Below are 12,576 nucleotides of genomic sequence, written 5' to 3'. Positions count from 1 at the left end.
CTAGGAGCGTGTCTCAGTAACGGGCAACCCGCCTATGGTTCGTGATCATTGGTGCGGGATGATCACGGTATGCATGGTGGGGATGGGCTGTTCGAGGTCGAGCCGGTCGAGAAGAAGCGGCCGATGGGTCCTGCGGTGGCGGTGGACAAGACGTTCCGGGCGTTCGACCCGCATCAGGTCCTGCTGCTGCCGCCGTCGCTGGATGACTGGCTGCCCGAGGACCACCCGGCCCGGTTCGTCGCCGACCTGGTCGACGAGGTGCTCGACCTCGGACCGGTCCTGGCGGACTACACCGAAAAGCGCGGCTACCCGCCCTACGACCCCCGGCTGATGGTGCGGCTGCTGATCTACGGCTACACCACCGGGGTGCGCTCCTCCCGGGCGATCGAGCGCCGCATGGCCGACGACGTCGCGTTCCGGTTCCTGGCCGCCGGCCAGGCCCCCGACTTCCGCTCGATCGCCCGGTTCCGCCGCCGCCACCTGGACGCACTGGCCGGTCTGTTCACCCAGTCGCTGCACCTGGCCATGCGACTCGGCCTGGTCAAGATGGGCCGCGTCGCGCTGGACGGCACCAAGCTGGAGGCCAGTGCCTCCAAGCACAAGGCGATGAGCTACGGCCGCCTGGTCGACAAGGAAGAGCGGATCGAGGCCGAGATCGCCCAGCTGGAAGCGAAGGCCCAGGCACTGCTGGCCGACGCGGAGGCCGCCGACGAAGCCGAGGACCAGGTCTTCGGCGTGGACGGCAAGGAGGTGGACCTGCCCGCCGAACTGGACCGGCGTGAAAAGCGCCTGGCGAAGCTGCAGGCCGCCCGCGCGCAGATCGAGGCCGAGGCCGCCGACAAGGCCCGCAAGCATGCCGAGGACAAGGAACGCCGCCGTCAGCAGCGCGCCGGCACCAGTGATGAGCAGGCCGTCACCGACGCCGGCGAGGCGACCGCCGCCAGGGCCCGGCCCAAGCCCAAGGCGCAGGCCAACTTCACCGATCCCGACTCGCGGATCATGAAGAACAGCGACGGCGCCTACATCCAGGCCTACAACGCGCAGGCCGTAGTCGACGAGGAACACCAGGTCATCACCGCCGCCGACGTGACGTGCAACCCCTCGGACGCGCTGAACTACACCCTGATGCTTGACCAGTCCGCGGCGAACACCGGCGCCCACCCCAAGCAGGCGCTGGTCGACGCCGGATACTGCTCGGAAGCCAACCTCGAAGCCGCCAAGGACCGCCAACTGGCCTGCGGCACCGACACGTTCATGGCCACCGGCCGACTGGCCCACGACGAGCAGGTTCCGCCCGCTCCACGCGGACGCATCCCCAAGGACGCCACGCTGAAGGAGCGCATGGCCCGCAAGCTGCGGACCAAGCCCGGCCGGGCCGCCTACGCCCGCCGCAAGGCCATCGTCGAACCCGTCTTCGGACAGATCATGACCTGCCACAACGGCCGCCGGCTCCTCCTGCGCGGCGAAGACGGCGCCCGCGGCGAGTGGCGACTGCTTGCCGCCTGCCACAACCTCCGCAAGATCTTCCGCCACGCCGGACCGACCGGCCTCGCCGCCGCGGCCGACTGACCAACCGGGCCGCCCCGGCCACCGCGGGCCGAAATCCCGGCCCGACCGACCCGCCCGTCGGCCCCACAGGCGCTGACCGGACCACCGCGACCGATCCCGCCGATCACGACCTCCCGGCCAGTTGCCCGTTACTGAGACACGCTCCTAGCCGGGTGCGTGCTCTCGCGCGACTTCCCGGCGGGCAACGTCCGGGAAACCCCGCTCGCCGATCTGCTCGGCGGTACGGCGTGGGCGCAACTCTCGGCAAGCGTTCCCACCCCTCGCGCCGCGTGTACGCCGGACGACTCGGGCGACTGTGACCCCGCGAACACCGAAGCCTGTGACCCCGCGTACTGACCTGGAAGGCTCGGCAACATGGATTGGGAGAGCAAGGCAAGCACCCTCGCGGACCAGGTGACCGACCCGGATTCACGGTGGCTCACCCCCGTGGCACGCGTCGCCCGTCACGAACTGGTCCCGCGCTGGTGGGACGTGGACGACTCGGGCCGGTGGATACTGCGCGACGGCGCGAGCGAGCCGGACGCGTGGATGGAAGCCGCGTACGCGGACCGGTCCCTGATCACCAGGGTTGGCACGCTGCACGCCGACCATGCCGAGCCCGGAGACCGGCCCGAGGGACTGCCCACGTCGTCCGCCACCATGCCGAGTCTGGTCGTGCGGATGCTGCGACACGGGCGACTCGGGGACGGGCTGTCCCTGCTGGACTTGGGCACCGGAGCCGGCGGGCTCACCGCGTACGCCTGTCACCGACTCGGGGACGAGCACGTGACGAGTCTGGACGTGGACCCGTACCTAGTCAGTGCAGCGCGGGACCGGCTCGCGGGCATGGGCTACCACCCGAAGATGATCGCAGCGGACGCCACCGAGGACGTGCCGGGCTCGTATGACCGCATCGTGTGCACGGTCGCCCTCGCCCCCGGTCCGGGACTCCGCGCGGTGCTCACTGCACTGGAACCCGGCGGACGCATCGCAACAACGCTCGCGCGCACGTCCCTGATCATCACCGGATGGAAGAACCGGAACGGGGACGTGGTGGGGCAGGTGGAACGGGACATGGCGGGTTTCATGCTCACCCGGTCCGGCGACGACTACCCGCCCGCCCTCGCCGAGCTGTTCGTCCTCGCCCGTGAGTCAGACGGGGGCGAGACGAGCACGGGTCGCTATCCCGTGGTGGACGTGGCGAACGCGTGGGAACTCCGGTCCATGCTGGAAGTCACCACACCGGGCGTGGAACTCGGATACGAGACCAGCGGGCGGACACGAACCGCCTACCTGGTGCACCCGGACGGATCATGGGCACGCGCGTCCGCCGAGTGGACCGACCCGCCGGAAGTACACCAGAGCGGCCCGCAACGTCTGTGGGATGCCCTGGAACGCATCCGCAACCGGCTGAACGCGGAAGGCGCGTTGCCGTTGCTCGGTGCGCGCGTCCGCATCACGCCCGATGGGGTGTGCCATCTGTCCCGTGGGCGGTGGCGCGCATCCATGGGGGCGCGATAGCTCCGGCACTGCGGACGCTGCCCTGACAGTCCGCGCCCGCCTGCGCAACACTGCAGCCGCACATGCCACGTTGACGCTACTGGGGTGGACATCGCGCCACCCGAAAGCGGGTCAGGTGATATCCGGCGCGACATGGTGGTGACACCCGGGCAGGGCGCAGTCTTGGGCATCGCCGCACCACAGGGCGCGGCGATCGCCCGCCCCTTCCTCCGTGAGGGGCGGCCAGCCCTCCCGAACCCGAGGCGTGACGATGACGATGATGACGGCCCCATCCCCTGTACGTCAGGCAGAACCGCATCCCGAGTACACACAAACCTTCGTGTGCCTGCCGGAAAGCGTCTCGCTCGCCCGAATGTCGGTCAGGACCACCCTCACATGCTGGGATCGCGACTCCATCACCGATGATGCTGAACTCATCGTGAGCGAACTGGCCACCAACGCCCTACGGCACGGCAGCCGGGCCACGGAGGACGGTCCTGGCCACTTCCGTCTCACCGTGGAACTCCCCACCACGCACACGGTGCGCATGACGGTGAGCGACAGTTCACCCCGCCGTCCTGTGCGCCGCACTCCAGGCAACGACAGCGAACACGGCCGCGGCCTGGCCGTCGTCGCCGCGCTCTCCTCGCGATGGGACGCAGACACCGGACCCGCAGGCGGGAAGCGCGTGTGGGCGGAACTGACCGCATGACCCATACGCAGAACGCCGCAATCCGCGAGATCTCTGCCCGGTTCCGTCGTCAGCGTCCTCACCGCCCTCCGCGTTGCCCTCCCTGGCTCGCGGTGATCCTGGATGCGCAGATCGATCACCTGCGCATACGACGCGACCGTCCCGCACTCCCACCCCGCGCCCTACCCGAGATGGACACCGCCGTGCACCCGGCCCCGGCGCGCGCATGCCGCCGCAGACCCCGCACAGCACGTGATCTTCCGCCCCACCCCGGACGCACCCGGGCGGCTGGCACAACCCCGTGGCTGCGCGGCATGGGTCCGGACACCAAGACCCCCGGTCGTCACCGAAGGACCGGCCGGACCGGGGGAAGGCTGGCACGTCCCCCGCAGGGCCGCCCGCCCGTGCCCCGTGCGCAGGCCCGGGGCGGGCGTCCACCCAACCCGACGGAAGGCCAGGTGAGTTGATGAGCACGCCGCCCAAGCAGCCCATCCCGGGACCGGACCCGCCGGGCGGTCCCGGCACACCCCCCGCAATGGCCGCCCCGACGAGCCGACACAGGAGGTACCACCGTGGGAAAGCACCAAGGCCCTCCGGCCCCGATCCAACCCCCGCCCCCGCCCTCGCCGCCGTCCCCCGACGGCTCCGGCCCGCCCGGTGACGGAGGCCACCGAAAGTGACCAGCACGCAGCGCCAGGAGCGCCCCGGCCGTACGCGGCTGGGGCGCCGCCTCATGGGGACCGGCGCCCTCACCTCGGACTGGGCACCCTCATTCGCGGCCGTGGACCGCGCCGCCTTCCTGCCGGATCTGATGTGGCCGTGGGACATGGCCACCGCCACGGCCGCCATCATCGACCGCGCGCAGGATGACGCCGCCTGGTACGGCTATGCCGACACGGACATGCCGATCGTCACCCAGTGGGACGACGGGCAGCACCGAGGAACCGCACCCGGACACACGCCGACCAGCTCAGCCAGCGCGCCGAGCGTCGTGTACGGCATGCTCCGCGACCTGGACGCGGACACCGGCATGCGCGTGCTCGACATCGGCACCGGTGTCGGTGAAACCGCCGCGCTCCTCGCCCACCGATGCGGCTGGCGAAACGTCTTCACGGTCGACGTGGATCCCGCGGTGTCCCGCCGCGCCCGTGAATGCCTGTGCCGCCTCGGCCTGTACGTGACCACCGTGGTGGGCGACGGCGCCTACGGCTACCCGCCCGCAGCCCTCTATGACCGGCTGCTGGCCACCTACGCGGTGCGCATCGTTCCCACCACGTGGATCACGCAGACCCGTCCCGGCGGCGTGATCGTCGTCCCATGGGGGACGTACTACAGCAACCGTGACGCCGTGGGCCGCCTGGTGGTGAAGGACGGCGCGGCGTCGGGGCGCTTCACCCGGGCCGTGGAGTTCATGAAGGACAGACATGGCCGTGCCCCCTACCCGGACCATGACGAGTACGTCACCGACTGGTCGACTGCCAGCAAGCGCACCGCCGACCTTCCGCCGACGGAACTCGACGCCGCGCGGTATGCCCTCGGCCTGGCTGTGCCGGACTGTGCTCACACCGCCTACGCGGAGCCGGACGGCACCTCGGCCGCCTGGTGGTACAGCTTGCGTGACCGTTCCTGGGCCGCCGCCCGCTGGCCCGACGAAGGACCGGCGATCGTCTACCAGCACGGCCCCAGGCGTCTGTGGGACGAGGTAGAGGCCGCGCACCGCTGGTGGGAGGTTCGCGCACGTCCTTCTGTCGAGCAATACGGACTCACCGTCGACCCGTCCGGCGCTACGGTGTGGCTGGACGAGCCGGGCCAGCCGGTACCGCAGACGGCGGCCCGTTAGAAGAGGCGCACCGTGGGACCCGAGGATGAGCCGCTGGAGGAGTGGGCGGCCCGGCGGGAGCGGCGCCGGGCCGCCGACCGGCAGGTCACCGGCGCCCGTCGCGCCGTCCCGCTCGCCCCTGGTCCGAAGGCGTCCCACGTCGACCCGGACGGCCCGAGGGCCTTGCTGGAGTGGGACGGACATATGTGGGCAACGGTCGGCATCGCCCCGAACGCGGGCGCCGCGCGCGAATTCCTCGGCCATGCGCCACAGCCTGAACCCGAGTGCGGGCCGGACGCCCAGGCCTCACCGCCTTGCCTCGGGCCGTGCCGGGGACGGCACCGCAGGCCCGCACCGTCTGCCGACACCCGCCCCCCCACGCCTGACACCCTGTCAGGAGCCTTCACAACTTCGGAGCCCTGGGCTATACAGAGGGCGCCGTACTGGAACGCGTTCTAGATGGGCGGGTTCCGCGGCCCCGTGATGACCTCGGTGCGGCCGACGGTGCGGACGGCCGCGCCGAGGTCTTGCCCTCCGGTCATGTCAGGAGTCCCATGCCCATCGACGCAGCCAAGGCGCTCGCCGCCGAACCCCGTTCCGGCGAGATCGCCTGGGACCACAAGGACGTGCAGCTCTACCACCTGGGGGTGGGCGCCGGTGCGAATCCCGACAAGGAGACCCCCGCCACCGACCCCGACGAACTGCGCTACACCCTGGAATCCCGGCTGCACGTCCTGCCGAGCTTCGCCACCGTCGCGGGCAGCGGCTCGCCCGGCGTGATCAGCAGCCTGTCCATGCCCGGCATCGAGGTCGACCTGGCCCGTGTCCTGCACGGCGGCCAGTCCCTGACCGTCCACCGGCCGATCCCGGTGCAGGGCACGGCCACCGCCACCGGCCGTATCGCCGCCGTCTACGACAAGGGCAAGGCCGCCGTCCTCGTCATGCGCACCGAAGTGACCGACGCCGAGGGCCCGTTGTGGACCAACGACGCGCAGATCTTCGTACGGGGAGAAGGGGGATGGGGCGGCGACCGCGGGCCGTCCGCGCGCCTGGAACCGCCCGCCGGTGAGCCGGACAAGGTCGTCGAGCGGCCGATCCGCGAGGACCAGGCCCTCCTCTACCGCCTCTCCGGCGACTGGAACCCGCTGCACGCCGACCCGGAGTTCGCCAAGGTCGCCGGGTTCGAGCGGCCCATCCTGCACGGGCTGTGCACCTACGGCATGACGCTCAAGGCGGTCGTCGACACACTGCTCGGCGGCGACACCGCCCGCGTGCGGTCGTATGCCACACGGTTCGCCGGGGTCGTCCACCCGGGCGAGACCCTGCGCATCCGCATGTGGCGCCAGGAGGCGGCAGCCGCCGTCCGGGTCGCCGTGAGCGCGGTCGAACGGGACGACGCGCCCGTGCTCGCCGACACAGTCGTCACCATCACCCAGCACCCGTGAGCACCGTCCCGCACCCGTCAGCACCCGTGAGCACCGTCCAGCACCCGTGAGTCAAGTACTTCCGAGGGGAGCCGCACCATGCGCGCAGCCGTACTGCACGAGATCGGCCAGGACAAACTCGACGTCCTCGACGACATCGAGGCGGTGGGCTTCGGCCCCGGACGGGTCAGGGTCCGGGTGCGGGCCACCGGGCTGTGCCACTCCGACCTGTCGGCGATGAGCGGCGTCCTGCCGCAGCCGGCACCGTTCGTGCCCGGCCACGAGGGCGCAGGCGAGATCCTCGAAGTCGGCGACGGTGTGACCGACTTGAGCGTCGGCGACCGGGTGGTCCTGTGCTGGCTGCCCGCCTGCGGAACCTGCCCCGCGTGCCGGCGCGGGCAGACCGAGCTGTGCCTGGCAGGGTTCATGAACGCGGGCACCCCCAACTTCAAGCGCCCCGGCGGTGACGTCTTCGGCATGGCGGGCACCGGAACCTTCACCGAGGAGGTCGTCGTCGACGCCCGCTGCGCGGTGCCGATCCCGGACGACGTGCCCTTCGACATCGCCGCCCTGATCGGCTGCGGGGTGACGACCGGGCTGGGCGCGGCCCTCAACACGGCCGATGTGGAGGCCGGTTCGTCGGTCGCCGTGATCGGGTGCGGCGGGGTCGGTATCTCGGCCGTCCAGGGCGCTCGGCTCAAGGGCGCCGCCGAGATCGTCGCCGTGGACCCGGTCGCCTCGCGCCGTGAGGCCGCGCTCAAGTTCGGTGCCACGAAGGCCGTTTCGCCGGACGAGCTGCCCGACGCCAAGCAGCAGGCCACCGCCGGCGAGGGCTTCGACTACGTCTTCGAGGTCGTCGGCAAGGCCGCCACCGCGCGCACCGCATACGAGAACACCCGCCGCGGCGGCACCCTCGTCGTCGTCGGCGCGGGCGCCATGGACGACTTCCTCCAGCTCAACATGTTCGAGCTGTTCTTCGACGAGAAGCGGATCCTGCCGTCCCTGTATGGCGGCGGCGACGTCCTGCGCTCCTACGAGCGGACGATCTCCCTCTGGCGTACCGGCCGGATCGACCTGGAGGGACTGATCACGCACCGCGTCCCGCTCGCCGACATCAACGAGGCCCTCGACCAGATGCGGACGGGGACCGCGCTGCGCACCTGCATCGAGATCTGACCCCCTCCCGCGAAAGGACCTTGATGTCACTGCCACTTGAGGGCCTGTCGGCCGTCGTCACCGGCGCCGGACGCGGCCTGGGCCGGGCCGAGGCGCTGGAGCTGGCCCGGCTCGGCGCGGCCGTCGTCGTCAACGACTACGGACAGCCCGGCCGGGACGGCTCCGGCGAGGCGTCCGCCGCCCCCGCCGAGGAGGTCGCCGCCGCGATCCGCGAAGCGGGCGGCACGGCACTCGCCCACACCGGGGACGTCGCCGACTTCCAACAGGCCCGCGCGCTCGTCGAGTCGGCGGTCGAGGAGTTCGGCAAGCTCGACATCCTCGTCAACAACGCGGGCATCCTGCGCGACCGTATGGTCTTCTCCATGACCGAGGACGAGTGGGACTCGGTGATACGGGTCCACCTCAAGGGCCACTTCAACACCACCCGCTTCGCCTCCGCGCACTGGCGCGAGCGGTCCAAGGCGGCCGGGGCGCCGGTGTACGGGCGGATCGTGAACACCTCCTCGGAGGCCTTCCTCGCCGGTTCCGCCGGGCAGCCCAACTACGCTGCCGCGAAGGGCGGAATCGTCGGCCTCACCACCTCCACGGCCCTCGCCCTGGCCAAGTACGGCGTGACGGCCAACGCGATCTGCCCGCGCGCCCGCACCAGGATGACGGAGGACGTCTTCCCTGACGCATCCGGCGCATCCGGCGCATCCGGCGCATCCGACACATCCGGCGCATCGGCCCCCGGCCTCGACCCCCTCGCCCCCGAACACGTCGCCCCCCTCGTCGGCTACCTGGCCTCACCGGCCGCCGCCCGCGTCAACGGCCAGCTGCTCGTCGTGCACGGCGGCATGGTCGCGATCGTCGAACGCCCGCGGGTCCAGGCCCAGTTCGACAGCAAGCAGGACGCCTTCAGCTACGACGAGCTGGACGCCGTACTCACGGCGCACTACGCGGACACGAAGGGGGAGACGTTCGCGGCGGCGGAGGTACTGGGGCTCAAGCGCCGGTAGCCCGACCGGACTCCCCAGCAGGCGACGGCAGGCGACCCCATCCCCTACGCCCCCCTACGACAACGGCCCCGCCCGTCCAGCGGACGGGCGGGGCCGGTCGACGTACCGTCAGGCAGCAGTCTCGGTCTGCTGCTCCACCGGCTTGCGGTGACGGCCGCTCGGTGCCGTCTCGCGTTCGTGGGACGAAACCGGGCCCCTGTGCTTGCCGTGACCGGTGTTCTGCTCGGTGTCGGCGTGCGGCTGGGTCGTAGTGGCGTCGCTCATCTGAAGAATTCCACCCCGTCAACATGATCTTTCTTACAGCCGGGCGAGTGTAACCGGCACACCACGCACCGAATCCAGCCGCACACGCCAACCGCCACTACTTCGTTACCTGGTCGCCATACGATCGTGCAGAGGCGCCTCTTGGAGGGGCACCGGGCGCGCGGCGACGGGCTCGGACGGCGGCTCGGACGGCGGCTCGGACGGGGACTCGGACGAGGGCTCAGGCGGTGGGGAATCCGCCGGTACACGCGGAGCGGAGTCCTCCGGTACACGCGGAGCGGAATCCGCCGGTTCCTCCAGCAGTGGCTCCCGCACTTCCAGTGCCCCTCCTGCCCCTCCCGCCCCTCCCGCCTCCACCCGAGCCACCCCGCACGCCACCACCCCCGTCGAATACGGCAGTCGCAGCACCCCGTCGCGGCTGAACAGCCCCGCCCCCGCCAACCACCCCTCGGGCCCCGGAAGATGACGTACCCGACGCTCGCTCGGCCGCCACAGACCCAGCCAGCTGCTCACCGGACCGTCGATGCGGAGCGCCACCGCACAGCTCTCCGGCATCAGCATCTGCCCCGGCTGGACGGCGAACGGGGTGACCGTGCAGTCCGCCACCCGCAGGCTCTCCGGGAACCGCACCGGCAGCGTGCTGCCGAGCACCCCCCAGCCCAGCCGGGCCTGCCCCGGAGAGGGCGCGTCGGAGCTGATCAGCAGCAGCCCGCTGTCCGGGTCGGCGAGCAGCAGCCGGTCGTCGCTGTCCGCGGCGATCTGCAGCAGCGGTGACACCTCGCCGCCGCGCTCCAGGTCGACGACGACGGTCTTGGTCCGCCCGCCGGTCTCCCGGTCGAGGGCCAGTATCCGCCCCGTACGGTCCAGCCACACCCCGCCCGAGCAGCGCCCGGGGATCTCGGCGAGCTGCTCGGGCCCGAAGGCGCCGCCCGCCACCAGCCACACCGTGCTGGAACGCCGGCCCACGGCGAGGGCGTACGCCTTGTCGCCGCCGGGCGCGGGCGGCAGCAGCCGCAGCCGGGAGCCGGGGACCGGGCACTCGACCGCGCCCAGCGGCAGCTCCCCGGTGCCGGGCCCGGTCGGGTACAGCAGCGAGAAGACATGTCGTCCGTCCGCCAGGCGCCGGATCAGTACCCGGCCGTCGCTCAGCGGTTGCACCTCGGTGCCGGGTTCCTCGGGCTGGTTGCCGGGCAGCGGCACGGCGTACGGCTCGGGTCCGTCCAGGGTCCAGCGCTCCGGGAACAGGCAGTCGCCGTGCGCGGCGAGACGTGCGGCATAGCAGCCGTCCACGGTGATCGTGCACCCCGCGAGCGGGGCCGGGTCGTCCTCGTTCTCCGTGGTGGGTTCGATCACACAGGCCGTCATCGGTCGGTCACCTCCGGTGACGAAGCTAGTTTTCGCACGCACTGACGGGGGACCGCCAGGCTCCCGCTTCACACATAAGGGTGGCCGCGAATCGATTCGCCTGAGGAGACGGGGGCGGATGTGCTGGACGGGGAGAGCGACCCGGGTGGGGCCCCGGTGCAGGTTCAGTGGCGCAGAAGCTCCAGGTAGCCTTTAGCGCGTGCCCCGTCTGTCTGAAGTCATCGCCGCGCTGGAGAGCCTGTGGCCCGCCGAGCGGGCCGAGTCCTGGGACGCGGTCGGCACCGTCGTGGGCGACCCCGGCCAGGATGTCTCCCGGGTCCTGTTCGCGGTCGACCCGGTCCAGGAGATCGTCGACGAGGCGGTGAAGCTGGACGCCGACCTGCTGGTCACCCACCATCCGCTCTACCTCCGCGGTACGACGACGGTCGCGGCGAGCCACTTCAAGGGCCGCGTGGTGCACACCCTCATCAAGAACGACATCGCGCTGCACGTCGCCCACACCAACGCCGACACCGCCGACCCGGGCGTCTCCGACGCGCTCGCCGGCGCCCTGGACCTGCGTGTCGTACGACCGCTGGTGCCGGATCCGTCCGATCCGTCCGGGCGCCGGGGCCTGGGCCGGGTCTGCGAGCTGGACCACCCGCTGCCCGTGCGCGAGTTCGCTCTGCGGGCCGCCGAACGCCTGCCCGCCACCGCGCAGGGCATCCGCGTCGCAGGCGACCCCGAGGCGGTCGTACGGACGATCGCCGTGAGCGGAGGCTCGGGCGACAGCCTCTTCGACGAGGTGCGTGCGGCCGGTGTCGACGCCTTCCTCACCGCGGACCTGCGACACCACCCGGTGGCCGAATTCATGGCGGCCCGCGCCCACACTCCTCTCGCGCTGCTCGACGCGGCGCACTGGGCCACCGAGTGGCCCTGGTGCGAGCTGGCCGCCGCCCAGCTCGACGAGATCTCCGACCGGAATGGCTGGGACCTGCGTGTCCACGTGTCCAGGACGGTCACCGACCCGTGGACCAGCCACTCCCCGTCAATTGGAGCCCCCAACTGAACGCCGCGCCCGCAGACCAGATCCGACTCCTCGACGTCCAGGACCTCGACGTCCGCCTCCAGCAGCTCGCCCACAAGCGGAAGTCGCTCCCCGAGCACGCCGAGATCGAGTCGCTGACCAAGGACCTCACCCAGCTGCGCGACCTGCTCGTGGCCGCGCAGACCGAGGAGAGCGACTGCGCCCGCGAGCAGACCAAGGCCGAGCAGGACGTCGACCAGGTGCGCCAGCGCGCCGTCCGCGACCAGCAGCGCCTCGACTCCGGCGCCGTCACCTCCCCGAAGGACCTGGAGAACCTCCAGCGCGAGATCGCCTCCCTCGCCAAGCGGCAGGGCGACCTCGAAGACATCGTGCTGGAGGTCATGGAGCGCCGCGAGTCCGCACAGGAGCGGGTCGCCGAGCTGACCGACCGGGTCTCCTCCGTCCAGTCGAAGATCGACGACGCGACCGCCCGCCGGGACGCCGCGTACGAGTCGCTGGACGGCGAGGCGGCCTCGGCGGCCAAGGAGCGCGAGGTCATCGCCGGATCCGTCCCCGCCGAGCTGCTGGGGCTGTACGACAAGCTGCGCGGGCAGCAGGGCGGCATCGGCGCGGCCAAGCTCTACCAGCGCACCTGCCAGGGCTGCCGCCAGGAGCTGTCCATCACCGACATCAACGAGATCCGGGCAGCCGCGCCGGACACGGTGGTGCGGTGCGAGAACTGCCGGCGCATTCTGGTGCGTACGTCCGAGTCCGGGCTGTAAGGC

General features: G+C 71.5%; 12 protein-coding genes. 10 read left to right on the top strand and 2 right to left on the bottom strand.

From position 1 onward, the window contains the following. Positions 1-141: 141 nt before the first annotated feature. The 8 genes from GFH49_RS25890 to GFH49_RS25860 all read left to right on the top strand — a co-directional run bounded on the left by GFH49_RS25890 (position 142) and on the right by GFH49_RS25860 (position 9,156). Entirely contained in the window at positions 142-1,569 is a 1,428-nt protein-coding gene (locus GFH49_RS25890) for an IS1182 family transposase (protein WP_456243052.1), read from the top strand. Positions 1,570-1,923: 354 nt separating this feature from the next. Then, positions 1,924-3,069, top strand: coding sequence for a methyltransferase domain-containing protein (locus GFH49_RS25885; protein ID WP_155058494.1), 1,146 nt, complete (start codon positions 1,924-1,926; stop codon positions 3,067-3,069). Positions 3,070-3,319: 250 nt separating this feature from the next. Beyond that, complete coding sequence (locus tag GFH49_RS25880) at positions 3,320-3,760, top strand: ATP-binding protein (protein WP_155058493.1); 441 nt, start codon at positions 3,320-3,322, stop codon at positions 3,758-3,760. A gap of 655 nt (positions 3,761-4,415) precedes the next feature. Next, on the top strand, positions 4,416-5,579 hold the full coding sequence (locus tag GFH49_RS25875; RefSeq protein WP_230396492.1) for a methyltransferase domain-containing protein: 1,164 nt from the start codon (positions 4,416-4,418) through the stop codon (positions 5,577-5,579). A 12-nt stretch (positions 5,580-5,591) separates the two neighbouring features. Further along, the gene (locus tag GFH49_RS40420) at positions 5,592-6,017 is read left to right on the top strand and encodes a DUF6087 family protein (protein WP_230396491.1); all 426 of its coding nucleotides are present in this window, start codon (positions 5,592-5,594) and stop codon (positions 6,015-6,017) included. Positions 6,018-6,112: 95 nt separating this feature from the next. Then, on the top strand, positions 6,113-7,003 hold the full coding sequence (gene chsH3, locus GFH49_RS25870; protein ID WP_155058492.1) for an enoyl-CoA hydratase ChsH3: 891 nt from the start codon (positions 6,113-6,115) through the stop codon (positions 7,001-7,003). 78 nt (positions 7,004-7,081) lie between these two features. Continuing rightward, entirely contained in the window at positions 7,082-8,158 is a 1,077-nt protein-coding gene (locus tag GFH49_RS25865) for a Zn-dependent alcohol dehydrogenase (RefSeq protein WP_155058491.1), read from the top strand. A 23-nt stretch (positions 8,159-8,181) separates the two neighbouring features. Continuing rightward, positions 8,182-9,156 carry a 3-oxoacyl-ACP reductase gene (locus GFH49_RS25860; RefSeq protein WP_155058490.1) on the top strand — a complete coding sequence of 325 codons (975 nt, stop codon included), beginning with the start codon at positions 8,182-8,184 and terminating at the stop codon, positions 9,154-9,156. A 108-nt stretch (positions 9,157-9,264) separates the two neighbouring features. On the opposite strand, the gene GFH49_RS39500 is transcribed toward GFH49_RS25860, so the two are convergent. Further along, positions 9,265-9,420, bottom strand: a complete 156-nt coding sequence (locus tag GFH49_RS39500; protein WP_196218130.1) for a hypothetical protein — start codon at positions 9,418-9,420, stop codon at positions 9,265-9,267. A gap of 105 nt (positions 9,421-9,525) precedes the next feature. Next, entirely contained in the window at positions 9,526-10,785 is a 1,260-nt protein-coding gene (locus GFH49_RS25855) for a hypothetical protein (RefSeq protein WP_155058489.1), read from the bottom strand. A gap of 199 nt (positions 10,786-10,984) precedes the next feature. Here GFH49_RS25855 and GFH49_RS25850 point away from each other — a divergent pair, with 199 nt between their 5' ends. Both GFH49_RS25850 and GFH49_RS25845 read left to right on the top strand, forming a co-directional pair. Beyond that, positions 10,985-11,833 carry a Nif3-like dinuclear metal center hexameric protein gene (locus GFH49_RS25850; RefSeq protein ID WP_155058488.1) on the top strand — a complete coding sequence of 283 codons (849 nt, stop codon included), beginning with the start codon at positions 10,985-10,987 and terminating at the stop codon, positions 11,831-11,833. Next, positions 11,830-12,573 carry a zinc ribbon domain-containing protein gene (locus tag GFH49_RS25845; RefSeq protein WP_196218132.1) on the top strand — a complete coding sequence of 248 codons (744 nt, stop codon included), beginning with the start codon at positions 11,830-11,832 and terminating at the stop codon, positions 12,571-12,573. Before GFH49_RS25850 ends, GFH49_RS25845 begins: the two co-directional genes overlap by 4 nt. Positions 12,574-12,576: the final 3 nt, after the last annotated feature.

The sequence above is a fragment of the Streptomyces blattellae genome, from assembly GCF_009709555.1.
Lineage (GTDB): Bacteria > Actinomycetota > Actinomycetes > Streptomycetales > Streptomycetaceae > Streptomyces > Streptomyces blattellae.
This window is presented reverse-complemented; position numbering and strand designations above follow the sequence as displayed.